The sequence below is a fragment of the Actinotalea lenta genome, assembly GCF_030586465.1.
GTDB lineage: Bacteria > Actinomycetota > Actinomycetes > Actinomycetales > Cellulomonadaceae > Actinotalea > Actinotalea lenta.
The window spans coordinates 375,449-398,187 of the sequence record NZ_JAUQYP010000001.1 but is presented as its reverse complement, the minus strand read 5'-3'; the positions used below and the strand labels follow the sequence as shown (position 1 = coordinate 398,187).

Here is a 22,739-nt window from a genome sequence, read left to right as displayed (position 1 = left end):
GGCGTCAGTCCTTCGCGACCTGGTCGCCCGCCACGAACGAGCCCGTGATCGCGCCGTCCGGCGACCACGCCAGGCACAGCCCGCTCCGGTCGCCCTGAGCCCAGCCCTGCCGGGTCGGCTCCCAGATCACGGGCCGGAGCCCGAGCTTCGCCTCGGCCGTGTCCATCTCGCACCACGCGACGAGCTCGTCCGTGACCTGCCCCCTGCCCGGCCACGCCGAGCCGCCGATCGGGCGCGAGCCCACGACCTCGGCGACGTGCGGCTCACTGCACGGCACGACACGCACCGAGCTCACAGTCCCGTCCTGCGGCAGCTCCGCGAGGCAGTGGCCGGTGCCCAGCCGGCCGGCGTGCACCGTCATGGCGTGGTCCACGGTGCCCAGGGGCCTGGTCTCGAGCCAGTAGCGTGTGCCGATCACGCCGCCGACCACGAGGACCGCGGCGGCCACCCCGGCCAGGACCACCAGGACGGTCCCGGCGGTGTTGCGGCGCCGCGGGGGCGGGGTGACCGGTCCCCGCCACCCCGGTCCGTAGTAGGGCTGCGGGTAGCCGGGCGGTGGGGTGACGCTGCCCTGGGGTCCTTGGTACTGGGGTCCTTGGTACTGGGGTGGTGGGTACTGGGGTGCCTGGTACGGGCCGGGCCGCGGTGGCCGTGCGCCGGGTGGTGTCCAGCCGGGGGACGCCCACGGCCTCTCGGGCACGGCGGACCCCGCGGGCTCTCCCGGTCCGGCCCCCGCAGGCCGGTCCGGGTCGGCGTCCGGCCTGGCCTGGTCGGGGGCGTCTTCGCGGTCCTCGCGGGGTCCCTCGGTCATCGGTTCTCCAGGTCGAGGATCACCGGCACGTGGTCGGACGCACCCTTGCCCTTGCGCTCCTCGCGGTCGATGCGCACGCCTTCCACCCGTGCCGCGAGGGCAGGGCTCGCATACGCGAAGTCGATGCGCAGGCCGCGGTTCTTGGGGAACGCCAGCTGCTGGTAGTCCCAGTAGGTGTAGGTGTGCTCGGCCGGCACGTGCACCCGACTGACCTCGGTGTACCCGGCCTGCTCGAAGGCGAAGAACGCCTCGCGCTCGGCCGGGGTGACATGCGTATGGCCCGCGAAGTCAGCGACGTCGTAGACGTCGGTGTCCAGCGGGATCACGTTCCAGTCGCCCAGCAGCGCGATCTGCGCCTGCGGGTCCGCGTCGTGCCACGCTGCGGCCGCGGTGCGCAGCTGCTCCAGCCAGCGCAGCTTGTAGGTGTAGTGGGGGTGGTCCGGCGAGCGACCGTGCGGCACGTACAGGCTCCAGATGCGCACGCCGTCGCACGTCGCCCCCAGAGCGCGGGCCTCGATCGCCGGCTCGTCGCCGTAGCCCGGCTGTCCGGGGAACGCGGGCTCGACGTCGGCCAGCCCGACGCGGGACAGCACCGCGACGCCGTTCCACTGGTGGAAGCCGGTGTGGGCGACCTCGTAGCCCGCCGCCTCGAACACGCTGTACGGGAACTTGTCGTCCGCGCACTTGGTCTCCTGGATCGCGAGCACGTCGGTCCCGGTCCGTTCCAGCCAGGCGACCACCCGGTCGGCTCTCGCCCGGACGGAGTTGACGTTCCACGTCGCGATCCGCATGGCCTGCACGCTACCCCGGCACGCCCGCGCCTTCGGCCGCGATCCGGCCGTCGGGCGCCTACGCTGGCGCCATGGGTACCGCACTCGTCACCGGGGCCAGCGCGGGGCTGGGCCTGGAGTTCGCATGGCAGCTCGCCACCGCACGGCACGACGTCGTGCTGGTCGCCCGGGACGCGGAGCGCCTGGAGAGGTTGGCCGGCCAGCTGAACGCCGCCGCAGGCGTCCGCGCCGAGGTGCTCCCGGCCGACCTCTCCCGCCGCGAGGACGTCGAGCGGGTGGCGGACCGGCTGCGCCAGGACGAGCGCCCCGTCGGTCTGCTGGTCAACAACGCCGGGTACAGCACCGGTGACAGCTTCGTGGGCTCGGACCTCGCGTTCCACGAGCAGGCGCTGGACGTCATGGTGCGGGCGGTCCTGGTGCTGTCGCACGCAGCGGCGTCTGCGATGACCGAGCGCGGCCGCGGCGCGATCCTCAACGTGTCCTCCGTCGCCGCCCTGACCACCGCCGGTCCGTACTCGGCGCACAAGGCTTGGGTCCGGGTGTTCACCGAGGGGCTCGCCGTCGAGCTGCGCGGGACGGGGGTCACGGCGACTGCGCTGTGCCCCGGTCTGACCCACACGGAGTTCCACGAGCGGGCGGGCGTGGACCGCAGCCGGTTCCCCGAGCTCGCCTGGTTGAACGCCGACGACGTCGTCGCCGCGGCTCTGGCCGACGTGCGCCGCGGGGCGGTGATCTCCACGCCGAGCCTGCGCTACGGGGTGATCTCCGAGGTCGCGAGGTTGCTGCCGCGTGCGGCGATCCGGCGGCTGTCCGACCTCAGCGGCGCCGCGACCCTGGCCGAGGAGTCCTACTAGCCTGGTCGCATGCCAACGCCACGCGAGCAGCTCCAGGCCCTGATCTCCGAGCTTGCCGTGGTGCGCGGTCGGGTCACGCTCGCCTCGGGCAAGGAAGCCGACTACTACGTCGACCTGCGCCGCGTGACGCTGCACCACGGCGCGGCGCCGTTGGTCGGCCACCTGATGCTGGACCTGCTCGAGGAGCAGGGGTTCGGTCCCGGTGAGATCGACGCCGTCGGTGGTCTGACTCTGGGGGCGGACCCCGTGGCGACCGCCGTGCTGCACGCCGCCGCCTCCCGCGGGGTGGACGTGGACGCCTTCGTCGTGCGCAAGGAGGGCAAGGCGCACGGCATGCAGCGCCGCATCGAGGGCCCGGACGTCGCCGGACGGCGGGTGGTGGCCGTGGAGGACACCTCCACCACCGGGGGCTCGGTGATGACGGCCGTGGACGCGCTGCGCGAGGCCGGAGCGCAGGTGGTCGCCGTCGCGGTCATCGTGGACCGTGCGACCGGGGCCCGCGAGCGCATCGAGTCCGAGGGCCTGCCCTACCTCTCCCTCTTCGGCCTGAGCGACCTCGGCCTGGCCTGACCGCCCCGCCCCACCTCGCCCCGCCCCACCCGGCCGCCCTGCGCGGCCGCCCCGCCCGCCCGTGCGACCTCGCCCTGCGAGCCCGCCCGAGGGGCGCACTTCCAGGCGAGGGGTGTGCCTCCAGGTGCACCTCTCGCCTGAAGGTGCGCCGTTCGGCGGGGGTGGGGGTTGACAGGGCGGGCCGGGGCTGGTTGGTTAGTTACATCAGTAGATAACCAATGAACCAGGAGGGCCGATGGACGACGAGCGCCCGATCTTCCTTCAGGTCGCCGAGCTGATCGAGAACCAGATCATCGACGGCGCGATGCCCGAGGGAGCCCAGGTGCCGTCGATCAACGAGCTCGCCGCCTTCCACCGGATCAACCCAGCGACCGCACTCAAGGGCATCACCCGGCTCGTCGACGCCGGTCTGCTCTTCAAGCAGCGAGGCATCGGGATGTTCGTGGCCGACGGCGCGCGCTCGCGACTGCTCGACCAGCGCCGCGAAGCGTTCAGCGAGCAGTACGTGCGTCCGCTCGTCGCCGAGGCCGCCAAGCTCGGCATCGGTTCCGATGAGCTTGCGGCGATGATCCGCCGCCAGGCAGTCCCGGCGCTCGCCGCCCAGCGGTGGCGCACCACCGACAAGGAGGCCGGTCGATGACCGCCATCGTCGAGGTCTCGGACCTCACCAAGCGCTACGGCTCGTTGGCCGCCGTGGACGACGTCTCGTTCGTCGTGCGCGAGCACGCCATCACGGGCCTGCTGGGCCGCAACGGCGCCGGGAAGACGACCCTCATGCAGCTCATCACCGGCCAGGAGTTCGTCACGTCCGGCACGATCCGGCTGTTCGGTCAGCCCCCGCTGGAGAACGCTGCCGTCCTGAGCCGCACCTGCTTCATCAAGGAGTCCCAGACCTATCCCGACGGCTTCAAGGGCGAGCACGTCCTGCGCGTCGCGTCGTGGGTGTTCCCGCACTGGGACGGCGCGCTCGCCCGCGACCTCGTCGCCGAGTTCCGCGTACCGCTGGACCGCCGGATGAAGAAGATGTCCCGGGGCCAGGCCTCGGCGATCGGCGTCGTCGTCGGCCTCGCGTCGCGCGCCGAGCTGACGATCTTCGACGAGCCGTACGCCGGCCTGGACGCCGTCGCGCGCCGGGCGTTCTACGACCGCCTGCTCGCGGACTACGCCGAGCACCCGCGCACGATCGTCTTGTCCACGCACCTGATCGACGAGGTGGCGGACCTGCTCGAGCACGTCCTGGTGATCGACGAGGGGCGCCTCATCATCGACGCCGCCGCCGAGGACCTGCGCGGCTCGGCCACCACGGTCTCCGGCAGGCAGGCGGACGTCGAGCAGTTCGCGCGAGGCCGCGACGTGCTCCAGACCGACGTCGTGGGCGCATTCGCCTCGGTCACCGTCACGGGGCTCACCCCGTCCGAGCGGGCCGCCGCCGCGGCGGCCGGGCTCGAGGTCGGGCCCGTCTCCCTGCAGCAGCTCGTCATCGGCCGCACGCGCGGCACCGCCCGTCAGGAGGTCGCATCGTGACCGTCGTCGCACTTCCCGCTGCGGTCCCGGCACCGCCCTTGCCCCGGCGGCTCGGCAACGCCATCCGGCTGCACGTGGCCAACCCGTGGCCCACGCTCATCACGCCGTGGCTCGTGTTCGCCGGCGTCTTCGGCCTGAACCTCGCCATCTGGTACATCGTGGCGACCGCTGCGGGCGGCAAGCAGAACCTGGACGCCGACGCCTTCGACTACAACGGTGGCGTGACCTGGGTGCTGGTCTTCCTGCTGGTGATGGCCGTCCAGGCGATGAGCCTGACCTTCCGCTTCGCCCTGGGCCTGGGGATGACGCGCCGGGACTACTACCTCGGCACCGTCGCGTACCTGGGACTGCTCGCCGTGATGTACGCCGCCGGGATCGCCGTGCTCGCCCAGGTCGAACGGCTCACCGACGGCTGGGGTCTGGGTGGGCGCTTCTTCGCGCCGTGGTTCCTGGCCGACCTGCCGGCGTGGCAGCTCTGGTACCTCAACACCGTCGTCGGGCTGCTGCTCGCGATGATCGGGACGGTTGCCGCGGCGGTGTGGGTGCGGTGGAAGGCGACGGGGCTCTACGCGTTCTTCTTCCTCACCGCCCTGCTGCTGATCGGTGCGGCGTGGCTGATGGGTGTGACGAGCTCCTGGGCGCCGCTGGGTCGCTACCTGTCGACGCACGAGCCCGCAACCGTCGTCAGCTGGACCCTGCCGGTCGCGGTCCTGTGCGGAGCTCTGGGATACCTCCTGCTGCGCCGTGCCACGCCGCGGACCTGACGCCGCTCATGGCCCGTCGGGCACCTGCCGATGACCGGAAGGTGCCCGACCGCCGCCTCGCCGCCGTCACGCCCGTCGTCGCCCTGTCGACCGGTGCTCTGCTCGTGCTCGCCGGTGCGCTCTCCGGCAGCACGGGCGGGTCGGCGCTGGTGTACGTGCTGCTCGTGGCGGTCGTCGGTGCCGGTGCTGTCTTCGGCTGGTGGTACGGCCGGCAGCGCGAGAAGGCGACGCGGGCATGGGCGGCCAGGATCGGCTGGACGTACTACGGCACGGACCCGGGCCTGCCGGCACGCTGGCAGCGTGCGCCCTTCGGCGAGGGACGCTCGCGCCGGGTCGGCGAGCTGATCGCCGGCGCCTACGGCGAGCGCCCCGCGTCGTCCTTCGCGTACCGGTACACCACCGGGTCGGGCAAGAACCGCAGGACCCACACGTACTGGGTGGTCACGATGGGCATGCCGACGTGGCTGCCGGGACTGCAGCTCACCCACCAGGGCCTCGGCGCCCGCATCGTGACGACCTTCGGCGGCCAGGACCTCGAGTTCGAGTCCGAGGACTTCAACGCCGCGTGGCGGGTGGAGGCGCGCGACGCGAAGTTCGCCCACGACGTGCTCCACCCACGCACCCTCGAGCGGCTCGTGCGCCCGGACGCGGTCGGGCTGAACCTGCGCATCGAGGGCAGTGACCTGCTGTGCTGGAGCCAGGGGTTGCCGGACACCGCCGCCCTGGCGTCCCGGCTCGGTGTGATGCGGGCCCTGATCGACGGAATTCCTCGGTACGTCTGGCTCGACCACGGCTACGATCCAGCATCGATCCGCACCGACCTCGGAGAGACATGGAAGCCCTGATCATCGTCCTCACCGTCCTGCTCGTCGTCGCCCTGGTCGTCGGGCTGTGGGCGGTCGCGACGTACAACGGTCTCGTCCGGCTGCGGAACCTCGTCCAGGAGTCCTGGCGTCAGATCGACGTCGAGCTGCACCGGCGGCACGACCTCATCCCGAACCTGGTGGAGACCGTCAAGGGCTACGCGGCGCACGAGCGCGGCGTGTTCGACGAGGTCACCCAGGCCCGCGCGCTCGCGGCGGCTCCCGGCTCCGGGGTGGCCGAGCAGGCGGCCCAGGAGAACGCACTGACGTCGGCCCTCGGGCGGCTGTTCGCCGTCGCCGAGAACTACCCGGTGCTGCGCGCGAGCGAGAACTTCTCCCAGCTGCAGACCGAGCTGTCCACCACCGAGGACCGCATCGCGGCCGGCCGGCGGTTCTACAACGCCAACGTCCGCGCCCTGAACACCAAGGTCGAGAGCTTCCCCGCGAACGTCATCGCGGGCATGTTCGCGTTCACGCGGGCCGAGTACTTCGAGGTCACCGACCCCGCGGTGCGTCGGGCACCGCAGGTCGACTTCGGCGCCTGAGCCCAGGCGTCAGGCGACGACCAGGAGCGCAGTCAGCGCTGCGCTCGCCGCGATCTCGCCCAGACCGATCGCCATCGGGGTCGCGTGCGGCCACCGACGCGGGACGACCGCGGCGCGCGCCGCGAGCAGGGCGAAGAGCGCGAGCGTCGGCACCGTGACCGTAGGGCTCAGCCGACCCGGTCCGTCCGCCGCCAGGAGCACGGCCGCCACCGGCACGGCCAGCACGTGCCACACCAACGATCCGGCGAGCACCGCGCGGTTGCCGCGCTCGCGGATCATCGTCTTGACGTAGGCGACCGTGCCCAAGAAGTACAGCGCCAGCAGGCCGACGGCCTGCCAGGCGCCCACGGACCCGCCGACCAGGGCCAGCGGCCCGGGAGGCGCCGCGACCGACGCCGGGGTGTGGGCGACGGCGGCGAGCAGACACGCGGCGGACACCGTCGCCGCGTCGTTCCACCACGACCGCTCGGCGCGGCGCCAGGCGGACACGAGGCCGACGGTGAGCAGCGGGGTGTACGCCGCTGCCCACCACGCCAGCGTCGGTCGCACCGCGACGAGCGCCACGACGAGCAGCGCGGCCACAGAGCCGTACACCTGCACCGGGCGGCGGTAGCGGGCCCGGCCCCTGGCCTTGAGGAGCAGACCACCGGCCTGGAACGCCAGGTAGCCCACCAGCCAGGCGAGCGCGAGCAGCACGTGCCAGGGATGTGGCCCGGCCAGCACGACGCCCGCCGCCAGCGGCACCACGAGCATCGCCCAGGCGCCGTGCTGCTGTGGCACCCAGCCCGGGGAGCGTCGGCGTGCCGGGCGTCCCGTCGGGGCGGCCGCCGACGGCCTCACTGCGCGGCCCGGTCCACCAGGTCTGCGACGGAGTCCACCACGTGGTTCGGCCGGAACGGGAAGCGGTCCAGGTCCTCGCGTCGGGTGGAGCCGGACAGCACCAGGAAGGTCTGCAGGCCCGCCTCGATGCCCGCGACGATGTCGGTGTCCATCCGGTCGCCGACCATGGCGGTGGTCTCCGAGTGGGCCTCGATCCGGTTCAGGGCGGAACGGAACATCATCGGGTTCGGCTTGCCGACGTAGTAAGGCTTGCGACCGGCAGCCGCGCTGATCATCGCGGCGACCGCACCGGTGGCCGGCAGGTCGCCTTCGGCCGACGGGCCCGTGACGTCCGGGTTGGTGCCGATGAACTTCGCGCCGGCCTGCACCAGCCGGATCGCCTTGGTCAGCGCCTCGAACGAGTACGTCCTGGTCTCGCCCAGCACGACGTAGTCCGGATCGGACTCGGTCAGCGTGTAGCCCGCCTCGTGCAGCGCCGTGGTCAGCCCCGCCTCCCCGATCGCGTAGGCCGATCCTCCGGGCTCCTGCTCCGCCAGGAACGTCGCGGTGGCCAGCGCCGACGTCCAGATGGCGTCCTCGGGCACGTCCAGCCCTGCGCCGTGCAGGCGGGCGCGCAGGTCCCGCGGCGTGTAGATCGAGTTGTTCGTCAGGATGAGGAACGGTCGGCCGGCGTCACGCAACGCCCGGATGAACTCCGCGGCGCCTGGCAGCGCGGCGCCCTCGTGCACCAGCACGCCGTCCATGTCGGTGAGCCACGAGTGGATCTCGCGGTCCGTCATCGGGTCCTCCTCGGTTCAGCCGTCCTGCACCTCGGTGCGGATGTCCTCGCGCTCCACCCGGCGCCGCTCCGCGGGGTCCTCGTAGCGGTCGACCTCCTCCGGCGCTCCGGAGCGCCGGTTCCGCCAGGCCCGGAGCCAGCCGATGGCGACCGGGACGACCGAGAGCGCGACGATCCCCACGAGCAGCAGCTCGATGTGGTCCTTGACGAAGGTGATGTTGCCCAGCAGGTAGCCGAGCATCGTCACGCCGACGCCCCACAGCAGGGCGCCCACCAGGTCGAAGGTCACGAACCTCCGGTAGTGCATCCGGCCGACCCCGGCGGCGACCGAGGCGTAGGTGCGCACGAACGGCACGAAGCGGGCGATGATCACCGTCATGCCGCCGTACCGGTCGAAGTACCGGTACGTCTCGTCGATGTGCTCGCGACGGAAGAACCGTGAGTCGGGTCGGTTGAACACCTTCGGCCCGAGCCGGCGCCCGATCCAGTAGGCGTTCTGGTCTCCGGCGAACGCGGCCGCGAAGACCATCAGGCACAGCAGCCACAGCGGGAAGTGCAGCTCGTCCTGGGCGACGAGGGCACCGGCGGTGAACAGCAGCGAGTCGCCGGGCAGGAGCGGGAACAGCAGGCCCGTCTCGATGAACACCACGATGACCACGCCGATGAGCGCGTAGGCGCCGAACCGCTCGATGAGCGTCTGCGCGTTGAGCCAGTCGGGTCCGAGGGTCGCCACGGGTCCCGCCGCCAGGGCGCCGGCCAGCTGAGTCGAGATCACCGGGCAAGCCTACGGGGCCACCTGTGGGAACGGCGGGTCGGCGCTGTGTCGTCCGCGTGAACGTCCCCTGCCGAGCGCGGACCCGCCTCGATAGGGTCGTGAGTCGCAGGCGGCGGCGAAACCCGAGGGAGGACGTCGATGGTGCTCGCCCTGGAGCACGTGACCCGCACGTACGACGAACGGCGAGCGCTGGACGACGTGTCCTTCACCGTGCGGCCTGGACGGATGACCGGCTTCGTCGGCGCGAACGGTGCGGGGAAGACGACCGCCATGCGGATCATCATGGGCGTGCTGGCGCCCACGTCCGGCGAGGTCACGTTCGACGGGCGGCCGCTGACGCGTGAGGTGCGTCGCACCTTCGGTTACATGCCGGAGGAGCGTGGCCTGTACCCCCGGATGCGCGTGCTCGACCAGCTGGTCCACCTGGGGCGGGTGCACGGCATGTCCCGCGCGGCTGCCTCGGAGCGGGCTGCGGGCCTGCTCGACCAGCTCGGACTCGCCGAGCGCAGCCACGACCCGCTCCAGACGCTGTCCCTGGGCAACCAGCAGCGCGTGCAGGTGGCGGCGGCGGTGCTGCACGAACCACGGCTCCTGGTCCTGGACGAGCCGTTCTCCGGTCTGGACCCGCTGGCCATCGACGCGATGGGCGACCTGTTGCGCTCGCACGCCGCGGCGGGCGTGCCGGTGCTGTTCAGCTCCCACCAGCTCGAGCTGGTCGAGCAGCTGTGCGACGACGTGGTGATCATCAGCGACGGCCGGGTGGTCAGCATGGGGTCGGCTGACGACGTCCGCGCGCGTCGCAGCGGGCGCCGCTACCGCATCCAGGTCGAAGGCGCCTCGCCCGTGGCGGACCTGGTCGGCGGCATCACCGGAGTCACCGTCGTGCGCGGTGACGCCGACACCGTCCTGGTCGAGCTGGACGACAGCGTCGACGACCAGGCGCTGCTGTCCACCGTCCAGGCGCAGGGCGTGCTGCGCGAGTTCGCGGTGGTCCGGCCGACGCTGGCGGAGATCTTCCGCGAGGTGGTCCGGTGAACGACGCGCTGTCCGCCTGGCAGGCGATCCGGGTGATCGCCGGCCGCGAGATCTCCGTGAAGCTGCGGGACAGGGCGTTCATCGGCTCCACGGTGTTCATGCTCGTGCTGGTGACCGCGGCGACTCTGATCCCGGTGCTCATCCAGCAACGCGTGCCGTCGGTGCGGGTGGCCGTGCAGGGGGCCGCCGCGGCACAGGTGGTCGAGCGCGCCGCCGAGCTCGGGCGCCAGGCTCAGGAGTCCGGGACGTCGCTGCCGCCCGCCCTCGCGGTGTTCGGTGAGGGCGGCCTGCCCTCGGCGGACATCTCGACCGTGGAGGTGACTCAGGACGGTTCGGTCGACACCCTGGTGAGGAACCACGACGTGGACGCCGCGCTGGTGGGGGCGGACCTGGCCCACCTGACGATGCTGGGGGCCCAGGGCGTACCCAGCGAGCTCGACGTGCTGGTCCGCGCGGCGGCGAGCGAGATCCAGGTGTCGGACGCAGCGACACGGGCCGGGCTCTCGCCGGACCAGGTCACCGCACTGACCAGCCCTGCGATGCCCGTGACCGTGCTGCTGGACGCGAACCCGACCGGTGAGGTCCCGCCGCAGCTCCTGGTGCTGGTCTTCGCGTTCCTGTTCTACCTCTCCGTCCTGACCTTCGGGATGTCGATCGCGCAGAGCGTCGTCGAGGAGAAGCAGTCCCGCGTGATCGAGCTGTTGGTCGCAGCGCTGCCGGTGCGATGGCTGCTGACCGGGAAGGTCCTGGGCAACACCGTGATGGCGCTCGGGCAGATCGTGGTGATCCTGGGCGCCGGCCTCGCGGGGGCGACCCTCGCCGGGCAGGGGCAGGTCGTCAGCCAGGTGCTGGGCGCATCCGGCTGGTTCGTCGCGTTCTTCCTGCTCGGGTTCGTGATGCTCGCGTGCCTGTGGGCCGTGGCGGGCTCGCTCGCGTCCCGCATCGAGGACCTGCAGGCCACCACCGTGGTGATGCAGGTGCTGGTCATCGTGCCGTTCTTCGCGGCGCTGTTCGCGATGGAGCCTGGGCCCGTCCAGCGAGTGCTGTCCTACGTGCCGTTCACCGCGCCGCTGCTGATGCCGGCGCGTGTGGTGCTCGGGAACGCCGCGGCGTGGGAGCCGGTGGTCTCCGCGTCGGTGGTGCTGCTCACCGGGGTGGTCTTCGTGCTGGTGGGGGCCCGGCTGTACGAGGGCTCGCTGCTGCACACCTCGTCCCGGCTCAAGGCGATGCAGGCCTGGCGGGCGGGCCGATGAGCGAGCCGACACCCCCCACCGACGGAGGCATCGGGACCCCGTTGAGCCCGGGGGCCACGCGCGCGTTGCTCCTGGGCGGCGGGGAGCTCGGCAAGGAGGTGGCCATCGAGCTGCAGCGGCTCGGTGTCGAGGTCGTCGTCGCGGACCGCTACCCGAACACGCCGGCGATGCAGGTCGCGCACCGGGCGCACGTCGTCGACATGCTGGATGGCGACGCGCTGCGGCGCGTGGTGGCGCTGGAGCGCCCCCACCTGGTCGTTCCGGAGATCGAGGCGATCGCCACCGACGTGCTCGACGAGGTCGCCCGGCCTGGCACGCGCGTGGTGCCGACCGCGCGGGCCACCCAGCTCACCATGGACCGTGAAGGCATCCGGCGGCTCGTCGGTGAGGAGCTCGGACTGCCGACGTCGGCGTATCGGTTCGCGGACAGCCGCGAGGAGCTGCACGCCGCCGCGAACGCGCTCGGTCTGCCGTGCGTGGTCAAGCCCGTCATGAGCTCGTCGGGCAAGGGGCAGTCGGTGGTGCGCCGGCCCGACCAGCTCGACGACGCCTGGCGGCACGCCCGCACCGCGGGACGTGTCACGGCGGATCCGGACGCCTCGGTGCGGGTGATCGTCGAGGAGCTCGTCGAGTTCGACTCGGAGATCACGCTGCTGACCGTGCGTCACACCGGCGGGACCTCGTTCTGCGAGCCGATCGGGCACGTCCAGAGCGACGGCGACTACCGCGAGTCCTGGCAGCCCGCCGTGCTGCCGGACGGCGTGCTGGCCCGGGCCCAGGACGTCGCGCGGACGGTGACGCAGGCGTTGGGCGGGTGGGGGGTGTTCGGCGTCGAGCTGTTCGTGGTGGGGGACCAGGTGCTGTTCTCCGAGGTGTCCCCGCGACCGCACGACACCGGCCTGGTCACGTTGGTGTCCCAGGACCTGTCCGAGTTCGCGCTGCACGCCCGCGCGGTCCTCGGCCTGCCGGTGGGCGAGGTGCTGCGCATCGGCGGCCCCGCGCAAGGGGCGGCGGCGTCGTGCGCGGTGCTCGCGGAGGGGTACGGCGTGCCGGCGTTCTCCGGGGTGGACGCGGCGCTCGCGGTGCCCACTGCCCAGCTCCGGCTGTTCGGGAAGCCGGAGGTGCGTGGGCGTCGTCGGGTCGCCGTCACCCTGGCGCGGGGAGCGGACGTGGCCGAGGCGCGGGCCCGCGCGGTCGCGGCCGCCGAGGCGCTGACCGTCACCCTCGGCTGAGGGCATCTGCTCCGTGGGGCGTTGGCGAACCGAGCCGACTGCCACCCGGCGCTGCGTGTCGTGACCGCCGGCGTGCGCCGTCGGGCGGCCCGCGTGGCGAGCTGAGACCGGACACCGATCCGGGTGGGGGGCTACTCGCGTCTGGTCAGCCCACCCGGCCGGTGGCGAGGGCGACCAGCATGAGCGCCGTCACCGACTCGCCGTCCGTGATCGTGCCGTCCCGCACCAGCTCCATGGCGGTGCGCCACGGCACTCGGTGGACCGCCGTGATGCCCTCTTCGTGCTGGGAGTCGTGGGCCGACCCGGCTTCGGTCAGGCCCGTCGCGAGCACCACGTGCTCCGGGGCGACGCACACCCCGTTGAGGGCGAACGTGCGGCCCACCGGCTCCAGCTGCGCGGCGGTGAGTCCGGTCTCCTCACGCAGCTCCCGGGCGGCGGCGACCAGGAGGTCCTCACCGTCGGTGCCGCCGGCGGGGACCTCGAGGGACCGCCCCACGGTGTAGCGGTCCACGTCGACGAGCACCACCTGGTCGTCGTCGGTGATCGGGACGACGAAGACCGCGGGGCGCTGCAACCGGACCACCCCGTAGATGCCGTCGGCGCCGTCCGGACGGATGACGGCGTCCTCGCGGACCTCGATCCATGGGTTGGCGTAGACGGTGCGGCTCGAGGAGGTCTGCCACGGCATGCGCCGACCCTGGCACAGGTGTCGCACCAGGCGAAACGCGTCGCCGGCGGGTCGGCAGCTGCGGGCGGTCGACGCACCGCGCGCGGCAGGATGGGGTCGTGCAGGACGGGACGGAGCCAGTCGAGCAGCGCGAGGTGGGCGTCGGCCCATGGCCCGGCGGGCCGGACGCGTGGCCCCGGCTGCCCGGCGGACCGGGCGGCGGGATCGACCCGCGGTACGACCCCGAGCTGCTGGCGCACGGCGACCGGCGCAACGTCCTCGACGGCTACCGGTACTGGACGGTCGAGGCGATCGTCGCGGACCTCGACGCCCGCAGACACCCGCTGCACGTGGCTTTCGAGAACGTCGAGCACGACTTGAACGTCGGGTCCTTGGTGCGCACCGCGAACGCCTACAACGTGGCCGGTGTGCACGTCGTGGGTCGGCGGCGGTGGAACCGGCGCGGTGCGATGGTGACGGATCGGTACCTGCACGTGCACCACCACGCCGACGTGACGGACCTGCTGACCTGGGCGCAGGAGCACGGTCTTCCGGTCCTGGGGATCGACAACGTGCCGGGATCGGTCCCGATCGAGACGTACCCGATGCCGCGGGACTGCGTGCTGCTGTTCGGTACCGAGTCCAGCGGCCTGTCGCCGGCGGCGGTCGGGGGCGCGCAGGCCGTCCTGCACATCACCCAGCACGGCTCGACGCGCTCGCTCAACCTGGGCGCCGCCGCAGCGATCGCGATGTACGCGTGGGCCACCCATCACCCCTGACCTCGCTGGCTGTGCGCGGCGAGCTCGGTCCGGGTCGCCAGCGGTAGGGTCGCGGGTCGTGCGCACCCTGTATCCCGAGATCGAGCCCTACGCGTCCGGCATGCTCCCCGTGGGCGACGGGCACGCGGTCTACTGGGAGACGTCCGGGAACCCGGAGGGCAAGCCCGTGGTGTTCCTGCACGGCGGCCCGGGCGGCGGGAGCGGCCCCAAGCACAGGCGGCTGTTCGACCCGGACCGCTACCGCATCGTCCTGCTCGACCAGCGGATGTGCGGACGGTCCACACCGCACGCCGCCGAGCCCGACGCGGACCTGTCCGCGAACACCACGTGGCACCTCGTGGCCGACCTCGAGCTGCTCCGCGAGCACCTGGGCGTGGCCCGGTGGCAGGTGTTCGGCGGCTCGTGGGGCTCGACCCTCGCGCTGGCGTACGCACAGACGCACCCGGAGCGGGTCACCGAGCTGGTGCTGCGCGGCATCTTCACGCTTCGGCGCCGCGAGCTGGACTGGTACTACGAGGGCGGGGCTGCGGCGCTGTTCCCGGACCTGTGGGAGGGCTTCGTCGCCCCGATCCCGCCCGCGGAACGCGGCTCGATGATGCAGGCCTACCGTCGTGCGCTGAGCGACCCGGACCCGGCCGTGCACGAGCCCGCCGGGGTGGCATGGACCACGTGGGAGGCCTCGACGGTCACGCTGCTGCCCCGGCCCGAGCTGGTCGCGGAGATGGCCGAGGCGAAGCACGCGGTGGCCTTCGCCCGGATCGAGAACCACTTCTTCGTGCACGGTGGCTGGTTCGAGGAAGGGCAGCTGATCGCGAACGCGCCGCGCCTCGCGGAGATCCCGACGGTGATCGTCCAGGGACGTTACGACGCGTGCACGCCCGCCACCACCGCCTGGGACCTGCACCGCGCGCTGCCGAGTGCCGAGCTGGTCATCGTGCCGGACGCCGGGCACTCGTTCGACGAGCCGGGGATCCTGGACTCCCTGATCACCGCGACGGACCGGTTCGCCGGCTGACGGCCCGCTGACCGGCGGGCGAGAGGTCCCCGAGGGTCCCGGGACTTTCGTGCCACCATGGGGACGACAGACGTCCAGCACTCCCAGGAGACTCCATGCCCATCGCCACCCCCGAGGTCTACGCCGAGATGCTCGACCGGGCCAAGGCCGGCTCGTTCGCCTACCCGGCGATCAACATCACGTCCTCGCAGACCGTCACCGCGGCGATCCAGGGATTCGCCGAGGCCGAGAGCGACGGCATCATCCAGGTCTCGGTCGGCGGCGGCGAGTACGCGTCCGGGTCGACCATCAAGGACCGGGTCGCCGGGTCCCTCGCGCTGGCCGCGTACGCCCGTGAGGTCGCCAAGAACTACCCGGTCAACATCGTCCTGCACACCGACCACTGCGTGAAGAAGAACCTGGACTCCTGGGTGCGGCCGCTGCTCGCGCTCGAGGCCGAGCAGGTCAAGCGCGGCGAGCAGCCCACCTTCCAGTCGCACATGTTCGACGGCTCGGACATCCCGCTGGAGGAGAACCTGGTCATCGCCGCCGAGCTGCTCGAGCTGTCGCAGGCGGCCCGCACGATCCTCGAGATCGAGGTCGGCGTGGTCGGCGGCGAGGAGGACGGCCACGAGGCCGCGATCAACGAGAAGCTCTACACCACGGCCGAGGACGGCCTGAAGACCGTCAAGGCGCTGGGTCTGGGCGAGAAGGGCCGCTACATGACGGCCCTGACGTTCGGCAACGTGCACGGCGTGTACAAGCCCGGGGCCGTCAAGCTGCGGCCGGGCATCCTCAAGGAGATCCAGGACGCGGTCGGGGCCGAGGTCGGCAAGGACAAGCCCTTCGACCTGGTGTTCCACGGCGGCTCGGGCTCGACCGCCGAGGAGATCTCCGAGGCCGTGGACAACGGCGTCATCAAGATGAACGTGGACACCGACACCCAGTACGCCTTCACCCGGCCGGTCGTGGAGCACATGTTCCGCAACTACGACGGCGTGCTGAGGATCGACGGCGAGGTCGGGAACAAGAAGATGTACGACCCGCGCGCCTGGGGCAAGCTCGCCGAGGCCGGCATGGCCGCCCGCGTGGTCGAGGCCTGCCAGCAGCTGCGCTCGGCCGGCCACAAGATGTGACCTGACGCCACCACGAGCGAGGCCCCGCCGAGTGTTCGGCGGGGCCTCGCTCGTGCGGGCGTCAGGCGATGAGGTCCGGCGGGGTCGGATCCGGCTCGGCTTCCCCGGGCGCGGCCTCGTCCGTGACGACCTCGAGCAGCTCGTGGATCCGCGTCACGTCGAGCAGGAACCGCACGGGTTCGGGGGCGCGCAGCACCCGCACGGGCTGCTGCACCCGGGTCGCGAGCCTGGCCAGGAACGCGATGCCCGAGGAGTCCATGAACGTGACGTGACCGGCGTCGATGTCGATCGGCAGCCCCGCCTCCTCGGCGGCGGTGGTCGCCTCCGCGAGATCACCGGCGAGGTCCGCGTCGACCTCCCCGGACAGCACCATGCGGATGCGGTCCTCCTGCACGATCACGTGCACCGATGCGGGTTCGATGGCGTCCGCTACTCCGGACCCGTCGCCGGGCCCCGCCGACTCTCTGCTGTTACCGTCTCGCACGTCCCTACCCTCCGCACGGACCCCTGCTCACGGTCAGGTCACCGGTGGGTCTGCGAGGAACGCTAGACGATCGGCGGTGCTCATGGCCAAGAACCGCGGGGAGGACTTGGATCTCGCGGCCGTCCGCGACCGTGCGATCCGCGCCACCACGGTCTCCGTGGTGATCACGGGACCCCGCGACGCCGGCACCCCGATCATCTGGGCGAACGACGCCTACACCCGAGTCACCGGCTGGCGGCTGGAGGAGGTCCAGGGCCGCAACCCGAGCCTGCTGCACGGTCCCGGGACGGACCACAGCGTGGCACGGCGGCTCGCCGAGGCGGTCGCGGCCGGGGAGCCCGCCACGGCCACGGTGCTCAACTACCGCAAGGACGGCACGGAGTTCTGGAACCAGGTGTCGATCTCCCCGGTCCTGGACGAGGACGGCCGGATCGGGCACTGGGTCGGCATCCAGGTCGACGTGACCGACCAGGTCGAGCGCGCCGATGCGCAGGCCGCCTCCATCCGTGAGGAGCGCCGCGCCCGCGCCGGGCTGGCGATGGTGTCCCGGGTCTCGGACCTGCTGGCCGACCTGGACGACCCGTACGTGCTGCGGGAGATCGCCGCGCTGCTCGAGCTCGAGGTCGTGGGCTGGGCCGGCTTCTTCGTCGACGACGGGGACCTGCGTGCCACCTCCGGCATCGACGCCGGACCGCGGTTCGAGGGCGCTGCGCGCCGACGGCGGCGGGCCGGTGGCGCGCCCGACCCCGTTCAGGACCTGCTCGACGGTGTGCGTCACGACCCGGTCGAGGTCCGGCTGGACGCGCGGGGCCTGGGCCCGACGACGCAGCACCTGGTGGACGACCTGCTGGAGCCGGTCCGCTCGGGCCGCACGCAGGCCGACGCGGTGGTCGTGCACCCGGTGACCGGGCGGCGGTTGGTGCAGGGTGTGCTGGTCACTGCACCCCGGCACGGCAGCGGCCTCGCCGGGTACTCCCCGCACGACCTCACGGTGCTGTACCTGGTGGTCCGCCGCGTCGGGATGGCCGCGGACAACGTCCGGCTCTACGCCCGCGAGCACCGCCTGGCCGAGACGCTGCAGCGCGCGATGCTTCCCGAGCAGGCCGAGATCCGCGGCCTGGACGTGTGGACGTACTACGCCCCGAGCTCGGGGCACGCCCAGGTGGGCGGCGACTGGTACGACGTGCTCGAGGTGTCGCCGGACCATGTCGTCCTCGTGATCGGCGACGTCGTGGGCCACGATGTCGAAGCGGCTGCCGTGATGGGTCAGCTCCGCTCGGTGGTGCGGGCCTACGCGCACGACGACGCTGCCCCGGGTGCCGTGCTCGATCGGGTCGACCAGCACGTCGGCGGCGTCCGGCTGGCGCGACCGGCGAGCCTGGTGCTGGTCTCCATGACCCGGGAGGCGGACGGCTGGCGGCTGCAGTGGGCTCGCGGCGGCCATCTGCCGGCCGTGCTGGTGCGCGAGGGGCGCGCGGAGCCGCTCGCCGAGGCCTCCGGGCCGATGATCGGCTTCGGCGTCGGTGGGCGGGGCAGCGGGGAGCGCGTCGTCGGCCCCGGGGACCTCCTGGTGCTCTTCACCGACGGGCTGATCGAGCGGCGTGAACGGACCCTGCGTGAGGGGCTGGGCGCGCTGCTCGACGTGGTCGCACCGCTCGGCGGCCTGGACGCCGCGGGCGTCGGCGAGGCGCTGCTCGCCTCGTTCGCCGACGCGCCCGAGGACGACGTGGCCGTGGTCGTCGTGCGGGTGCCCGACCCGGGCTCGGCCCCGGCCGCCGAGGACGAGCGCGGCCGCCGGCGGCGGTGGTCCCTGCCCAGCGAGCCGGGGTCGATCGCCCGGTCCCGGCACGCGGTGCTGCGGGCCTGCGAGGCATGGGGGATCCCCGGACGCCAGAGTGCCGAGCTCGTGGTCTCGGAGCTGGTGGCCAACGCCGTGCTGCACGGGTGGGGACACCTGGTGCTGCGGCTCTTCGACGTCGGCGGCGCGCTGCGCATCGAGGTCGAGGACGCCAACCCTGCTCCACCGGTCAGTGTCGACGGGCACACCGGCCGGGTCGGTGGCTACGGGATGCGGATCGTCGAGCGGCTGGCCCGCTGGGGTTGGGAGCCCACCGCGCACGGCAAGCTGGTGTGGGCCGAGGTCGACCCGGCCGTCGGGGCCCCGGGGCCGGGCTGAGCGGCGGGAGCGGGCCGGAGCCCGACCGCTCAGTCCGCGTCGACCTCCTGGTCGCGTGCCGACCACTCGGCGTCGGCGCACGAGTGCGCCCGGTCCAGCCGGAATATCGGGAGCGCCCCGCAGACCTCGAGCACGAACAGGTCCCGGTCGGACGCCCCCCGCAGCACTGCGGCTCCGCCGCGGCGGCGGATCGAGTCCGCCAGCGAGATCAGGAACGCGGCCCCGGTGGAGTCCAGGAACGTCACCCGGCACATGTCGATGACCAGGAGCTGGCGTCGCAGTCCCGTCACCCTCGCGGCGACCTCCGGGAACTGGTCGCGCTCGGCCAGGTCGAGGTCGCCGGAGATCGTCAGGGTCGTCGCGCTCGACGACATCGCGATCTCGAGCATGGTGGGACTCCGTTCGGCCGGACGGGCCGACTGTAGCCAGGGCCCCGCAAGCGCGCACGGCGAGCGCCCCGACCGGTGCCCCGCCCGCATCGTCCCGCTCGCCGCGGAGGGGGACCGGGTAACCTCGGTGCGGCCGCCGTCAGGGGCGAACCCCAGCGGGATCCGGAGGAGACATGCCAGCTGTCGTCGTGCTCGGCGCCCAGTGGGGCGACGAGGGCAAGGGCAAGGCCACCGACCAGCTCGGCTCGCGCGTGGAGTACGTCGTGAAGTTCAACGGCGGCAACAACGCCGGGCACACCGTCGTCATCGACGGTGAGAAGTACGCGCTGCACCTGCTGCCGTCGGGCATCCTGAGCCCGGGGGTGACCCCGGTGATCGGCAACGGGGTCGTCGTCGACCTCGAGGTGCTGTTCCGGGAGCTGGAGGCGATCACCGCGCGCGGGATCGACGCGTCGCGCCTGCTGGTGTCCGGCAGCGCGCACCTCATCGCGCCGTACCACCGGACCATCGACAAGGTGTCCGAGAGGTTCCTCGGCAAGCGTCGGATCGGGACGACCGGGCGGGGGATCGGGCCTGCGTACGCGGACAAGATCAACCGCGTCGGCCTGCGCGTGTGGGACCTCTTCGACGAGCACATCCTCACCCAGAAGGTCGAGGGCGCCCTGGACCAGAAGAACCACCTGCTGGTCAAGGTCTACAACCGGCGCGCGATCACGGTCGAGGAGACCGTCGAGGACCTGCTGCAGTACGCCGAGCGGCTGCGCCCGATGGTGGCCGACACGTCCGTGGTGCTCAACGACGCGCTGGACCGGCACCAGACGCTCCTGTTCGAGGCCGGCCAGGCGACGATGCTCGACATCGACCACGGGACGTACCCCTTCGTCACGTCGTCGTCCGCGACCGCCGGTGGCGCGTGCACGGGAACCGGGGTCGGTCCCACCCGTATCGACCGCGTCGTCGGCGTCGCCAAGGCCTACGTCACGCGGGTGGGCGAGGGGCCGTTCCCCACCGAGCTGTTCGACGCGGACGGGGACTGGCTGCGCGAGACCGGTGGCGAGTACGGCACCACGACGGGTCGTCCGCGCCGCTGCGGCTGGTACGACGCGGTCGTCGCGCGGTACGCCTCGCGGATCAACGGGCTGACCGACCTCGTCCTGACCAAGATGGACGTGCTCACGGGTCGGGAGCGCATCCCCGTGTGCGTGGGGTACGAGGTGGATGGCGTGCGCACCGACGAGGTGCCCACCGATCAGACGCAGTTCCACCACGCGAAGCCGGTCTACGAGGAGCTCGACGGCTGGTCGCAGGACATCTCCGGCTGCCGGAGCTTCGACGAGCTCCCGGCGGCCGCCCAGCGCTACGTGCTCGCGCTGGAGGAGCTCAGCGGCACCCGGATCTCCGCGATCGGCGTCGGTCCCGGTCGCGAGGCGACGATCGCTCGGCACGACCTGCTGGACTGACGGGGCGGACCGGCGGGGCGACGCGGTCAGGCGTCGGCGTCGACGAGCATGTCCCGGCGCACGGCGAGCGCGGGCAGCAGCGGGGTCGCCAGCATGAGCGCGCAGGCCGCGAGCAGGACGGGGCCCAGGCCCCAGCGGTCGGCGGCGGCACCGGCGAGCAGCGCCCCGAGGGGCATCAGGCCGTAGCCGAGCGTCCGTGACGCGCCGGTCACCCGTCCCAGCATGCCCGGCTGGACGAGCCGTTGGCGCACCGTGACGGACAGCACGTTCGAGGCGGCCGCGCCTGCGCCGACCACGAGGACCGCGGCGAACAGCACCCACGGCCTCGGAGCGAGGACCGGGGCGAGCAGGCACGCAGCGGCAGCCCACCACCCGGTGACCATGGCGTGCAGCTCGGGGACGCGCCGGACCACACGCTCGACGGCGGTGGCACCGATGACTGCTCCGACGGCTTGCGCGACGCCGATCCAGACGTACTGCCCCGGCGTCAGCCCGATCCGGGAGCCAGCGCCGACAGCCCACAGCACGAGCAGCGCGGTGTAGCCGGTGCTCGCCATGTTGAACAGCGCCCCGGCGAGGGTGAGGGGGCGGAGCACGGGGTGGTGCACGAGCGTGGCCAGGCCTTGCCGGACGTCGCCCACGGTGGAGCGCAGGGTCGCCACGAGACCGTGCGTCGTCCCCGGGGGTGGGTCGCCCGCGCGGCCGTAGTCACCGCGGACGCCCAGCGCGAGCACGAGTGCCCCCAGTCCGGCCAGCGCGGCGGCGGTGCCGAGCAGCTGCGCCGCGCCGAACCCCAGCAGCAGACCGGCGATCGGGGCGCCGACGAAGGCGGCCATCACCATCTGCGTGGCCTGGATGCGCCCGTACGCGGCGCGCAGCCGGCTGCGGGGCGTCACGTCCGGGACCAGGGCGGTCTCCGCGAGGTCGATCATGACGTCGGTCGCCCCGTAGAGCAGCGCTAGGGCGATGAGGACCTCGACCGTCATCCGTCCGGTGGTGACCGCCACGGCACCGGCCAGCAGCAAGGCGGCGCGCACCGCGAGGGCCGCCACCTGGACCGTCCTGCGGTCGCTGCGGTCGACGGCGGCGCCGCCCACCAGTGCCAGGAGCAGCCATGGCAGCCAGGCCGCGGCGGACAGCAGCGAGATCTGCACGGGGGACCGGGTCAGTGTGACGGCGTACAGGGGCAGGCCGACCTGCACGACGCCGTCGGCGAGGTTCGCCATCCCGGTCGAGGTGAGCAGCGCGCGGAAGCGCGGCCCGAGCGGCTCGCGGGTCGCGGGCTCGGCCGGAGCCGTGGCGTGGCTGTGCAGGTCGGTGCTCATCGGACCTCACTAGGCTGGGGCGAGAGTCTGCAAAGACTCCGATGCAAAGAAGACTCTGCAAAGGTAGTTCTGCAATCATGAGTGACGCAACCCCTCCTCGCCCAGGGCCGGAGGCGCTGAAGGCCTTCGTGCACCCCTTGCGGGTGGCGATGTTCGACAGGCTCCGCGACCACGGTCCTGCCACGGCGACGCAGCTCGCGCAGGCCCTCGGCGAGAGCACGGGCCAGACGAGCTACCACCTGCGCCAGCTCGCCCGGCACGGGTTCGTCGAGGACGACCCCGGCCACGCCGGCGGACGGGAGCGGTGGTGGCGCCCGGTCAGCTTCACGGTGGACGGCGACGACCTGGCCGACGACGACGTCCGCCGGGCGGTCACGTCGCTGCTCGGGACGCGGATGGCCGCCCGCGTCGCGCTGCAGCAGCGCTGGCTGGACGGCCTCGGCTCGGACGACCCGTCGTGGCGGCGGGCGGGCATGGCGACCGAGGGCAGCACGTGGCTGACCGCCGAGGAGCTCGACCGTCTCACCACCGACCTCGAGGACACCCTGGCGCGTCACCTCGCGGCGGCCAAGGCACACAGAGACAGCGGCGACAGCGCTGTGCGACGTCGCGTGCGCGTGTATCTGGACGCGTTCCCGTTGCCGCCGGACGACGAGGGCGACCCAGGCGATACCGACGGGTAGCGGCCCCACGG

General features: G+C 72.7%; 25 protein-coding genes. 16 read left to right on the top strand and 9 right to left on the bottom strand.

Features of this window, described 5'->3' with window-relative positions; translation table 11 throughout:
* Positions 1-4: 4 nt before the first annotated feature.
* Together Q6348_RS01845 and Q6348_RS01840 are read right to left on the bottom strand one after the other, a co-directional pair.
* Positions 5-811: a hypothetical protein gene (locus tag Q6348_RS01845; RefSeq protein ID WP_304599628.1), complete on the bottom strand. Its 807-nt coding sequence runs from the start codon at positions 809-811 to the stop codon at positions 5-7.
* Positions 808-1,602: an exodeoxyribonuclease III gene (locus Q6348_RS01840; protein WP_304599627.1), complete on the bottom strand. Its 795-nt coding sequence runs from the start codon at positions 1,600-1,602 to the stop codon at positions 808-810. The genes Q6348_RS01845 and Q6348_RS01840 overlap by 4 nt, the downstream gene beginning before the upstream one ends.
* A gap of 71 nt (positions 1,603-1,673) precedes the next feature.
* On the opposite strand from Q6348_RS01840, the gene Q6348_RS01835 reads away from it, so the two are divergent.
* From Q6348_RS01835 to Q6348_RS01805, 7 genes are all read left to right on the top strand, one after another.
* A complete protein-coding gene (locus tag Q6348_RS01835; RefSeq protein WP_304599626.1) occupies positions 1,674-2,456 on the top strand; it encodes an SDR family NAD(P)-dependent oxidoreductase in 783 nt (260 codons plus the stop codon).
* A 9-nt stretch (positions 2,457-2,465) separates the two neighbouring features.
* Positions 2,466-3,026, top strand: coding sequence for an orotate phosphoribosyltransferase (gene pyrE / locus Q6348_RS01830; protein ID WP_304599625.1), 561 nt, complete (start codon positions 2,466-2,468; stop codon positions 3,024-3,026).
* Between the two features lie 235 nt (positions 3,027-3,261).
* Positions 3,262-3,666, top strand: a complete 405-nt coding sequence (locus Q6348_RS01825) for a GntR family transcriptional regulator (RefSeq protein ID WP_304599624.1) — start codon at positions 3,262-3,264, stop codon at positions 3,664-3,666.
* Positions 3,663-4,550 carry an ABC transporter ATP-binding protein gene (locus tag Q6348_RS01820; protein WP_304599623.1) on the top strand — a complete coding sequence of 296 codons (888 nt, stop codon included), beginning with the start codon at positions 3,663-3,665 and terminating at the stop codon, positions 4,548-4,550. The genes Q6348_RS01825 and Q6348_RS01820 overlap by 4 nt, the downstream gene beginning before the upstream one ends.
* Positions 4,547-5,314: an ABC transporter permease gene (locus Q6348_RS01815; RefSeq protein ID WP_304599622.1), complete on the top strand. Its 768-nt coding sequence runs from the start codon at positions 4,547-4,549 to the stop codon at positions 5,312-5,314. Before Q6348_RS01820 ends, Q6348_RS01815 begins: the two co-directional genes overlap by 4 nt.
* Before the next feature lie 41 nt (positions 5,315-5,355).
* Positions 5,356-6,159 carry a type III secretion system chaperone family protein gene (locus tag Q6348_RS01810; protein ID WP_304599621.1) on the top strand — a complete coding sequence of 268 codons (804 nt, stop codon included), beginning with the start codon at positions 5,356-5,358 and terminating at the stop codon, positions 6,157-6,159.
* Positions 6,147-6,722, top strand: a complete 576-nt coding sequence (locus Q6348_RS01805; RefSeq protein WP_304599620.1) for a LemA family protein — start codon at positions 6,147-6,149, stop codon at positions 6,720-6,722. The genes Q6348_RS01810 and Q6348_RS01805 overlap by 13 nt, the downstream gene beginning before the upstream one ends.
* Before the next feature lie 9 nt (positions 6,723-6,731).
* Here Q6348_RS01805 and Q6348_RS01800 read toward each other — a convergent pair whose 3' ends face one another.
* Genes Q6348_RS01800 through Q6348_RS01790 form a run of 3 tightly spaced genes read right to left on the bottom strand, consistent with a single transcriptional unit; the run spans position 6,732 to position 9,115 of the window.
* Positions 6,732-7,502: a YwiC-like family protein gene (locus tag Q6348_RS01800; protein WP_304599619.1), complete on the bottom strand. Its 771-nt coding sequence runs from the start codon at positions 7,500-7,502 to the stop codon at positions 6,732-6,734.
* Positions 7,503-7,558: 56 nt separating this feature from the next.
* Positions 7,559-8,341, bottom strand: coding sequence for an HAD-IIA family hydrolase (locus tag Q6348_RS01795; protein ID WP_304599618.1), 783 nt, complete (start codon positions 8,339-8,341; stop codon positions 7,559-7,561).
* Positions 8,342-8,356: 15 nt separating this feature from the next.
* Positions 8,357-9,115 (bottom strand): DedA family protein, encoded by a 759-nt coding sequence (locus Q6348_RS01790; protein WP_304599617.1) that lies wholly within the window; start codon positions 9,113-9,115, stop codon positions 8,357-8,359.
* 138 nt (positions 9,116-9,253) lie between these two features.
* On the opposite strand from Q6348_RS01790, the gene Q6348_RS01785 reads away from it, so the two are divergent.
* Genes Q6348_RS01785 through purT form a run of 3 tightly spaced genes read left to right on the top strand, consistent with a single transcriptional unit; the run spans position 9,254 to position 12,635 of the window.
* The gene (locus tag Q6348_RS01785) at positions 9,254-10,150 is read left to right on the top strand and encodes an ABC transporter ATP-binding protein (RefSeq protein WP_350339633.1); all 897 of its coding nucleotides are present in this window, start codon (positions 9,254-9,256) and stop codon (positions 10,148-10,150) included.
* Positions 10,147-11,403, top strand: coding sequence for an ABC transporter permease (locus tag Q6348_RS01780; RefSeq protein ID WP_304599616.1), 1,257 nt, complete (start codon positions 10,147-10,149; stop codon positions 11,401-11,403). Before Q6348_RS01785 ends, Q6348_RS01780 begins: the two co-directional genes overlap by 4 nt.
* Positions 11,400-12,635 (top strand): formate-dependent phosphoribosylglycinamide formyltransferase, encoded by a 1,236-nt coding sequence (gene purT, locus Q6348_RS01775; protein ID WP_304599615.1) that lies wholly within the window; start codon positions 11,400-11,402, stop codon positions 12,633-12,635. The genes Q6348_RS01780 and purT overlap by 4 nt, the downstream gene beginning before the upstream one ends.
* Before the next feature lie 145 nt (positions 12,636-12,780).
* On the opposite strand, the gene Q6348_RS01770 is transcribed toward purT, so the two are convergent.
* On the bottom strand, positions 12,781-13,323 hold the full coding sequence (locus Q6348_RS01770; RefSeq protein WP_304599614.1) for an NUDIX domain-containing protein: 543 nt from the start codon (positions 13,321-13,323) through the stop codon (positions 12,781-12,783).
* Between the two features lie 98 nt (positions 13,324-13,421).
* Here Q6348_RS01770 and Q6348_RS01765 point away from each other — a divergent pair, with 98 nt between their 5' ends.
* The 3 genes from Q6348_RS01765 (at position 13,422) to fbaA (ending at position 16,211) form a co-directional block, all read left to right on the top strand.
* The gene (locus Q6348_RS01765; RefSeq protein WP_304599613.1) at positions 13,422-14,081 is read left to right on the top strand and encodes a TrmH family RNA methyltransferase; all 660 of its coding nucleotides are present in this window, start codon (positions 13,422-13,424) and stop codon (positions 14,079-14,081) included.
* Positions 14,082-14,139: 58 nt separating this feature from the next.
* Entirely contained in the window at positions 14,140-15,096 is a 957-nt protein-coding gene (pip, locus tag Q6348_RS01760; RefSeq protein ID WP_304599612.1) for a prolyl aminopeptidase, read from the top strand.
* 95 nt (positions 15,097-15,191) lie between these two features.
* Complete coding sequence (gene fbaA / locus Q6348_RS01755) at positions 15,192-16,211, top strand: class II fructose-bisphosphate aldolase (protein WP_304599611.1); 1,020 nt, start codon at positions 15,192-15,194, stop codon at positions 16,209-16,211.
* A gap of 61 nt (positions 16,212-16,272) precedes the next feature.
* Here the strand turns inward: fbaA and Q6348_RS01750 are convergent, their stop codons facing one another.
* A complete protein-coding gene (locus tag Q6348_RS01750) occupies positions 16,273-16,695 on the bottom strand; it encodes an STAS domain-containing protein (RefSeq protein WP_350339632.1) in 423 nt (140 codons plus the stop codon).
* Between the two features lie 82 nt (positions 16,696-16,777).
* Here Q6348_RS01750 and Q6348_RS01745 point away from each other — a divergent pair, with 82 nt between their 5' ends.
* Positions 16,778-18,871: a SpoIIE family protein phosphatase gene (locus Q6348_RS01745; RefSeq protein WP_304599610.1), complete on the top strand. Its 2,094-nt coding sequence runs from the start codon at positions 16,778-16,780 to the stop codon at positions 18,869-18,871.
* Between the two features lie 29 nt (positions 18,872-18,900).
* On the opposite strand, the gene Q6348_RS01740 is transcribed toward Q6348_RS01745, so the two are convergent.
* A complete protein-coding gene (locus tag Q6348_RS01740) occupies positions 18,901-19,260 on the bottom strand; it encodes an STAS domain-containing protein (protein ID WP_304599609.1) in 360 nt (119 codons plus the stop codon).
* 173 nt (positions 19,261-19,433) lie between these two features.
* Between Q6348_RS01740 and Q6348_RS01735 the strand changes: the two genes are divergently transcribed.
* On the top strand, positions 19,434-20,720 hold the full coding sequence (locus Q6348_RS01735; RefSeq protein WP_304599608.1) for an adenylosuccinate synthase: 1,287 nt from the start codon (positions 19,434-19,436) through the stop codon (positions 20,718-20,720).
* Between the two features lie 26 nt (positions 20,721-20,746).
* Here Q6348_RS01735 and Q6348_RS01730 read toward each other — a convergent pair whose 3' ends face one another.
* The gene (locus Q6348_RS01730; RefSeq protein WP_304599607.1) at positions 20,747-22,045 is read right to left on the bottom strand and encodes an MFS transporter; all 1,299 of its coding nucleotides are present in this window, start codon (positions 22,043-22,045) and stop codon (positions 20,747-20,749) included.
* 77 nt (positions 22,046-22,122) lie between these two features.
* Here Q6348_RS01730 and Q6348_RS01725 point away from each other — a divergent pair, with 77 nt between their 5' ends.
* Entirely contained in the window at positions 22,123-22,728 is a 606-nt protein-coding gene (locus Q6348_RS01725; RefSeq protein WP_304599606.1) for a winged helix-turn-helix domain-containing protein, read from the top strand.
* Positions 22,729-22,739 lie beyond the last annotated feature (11 nt).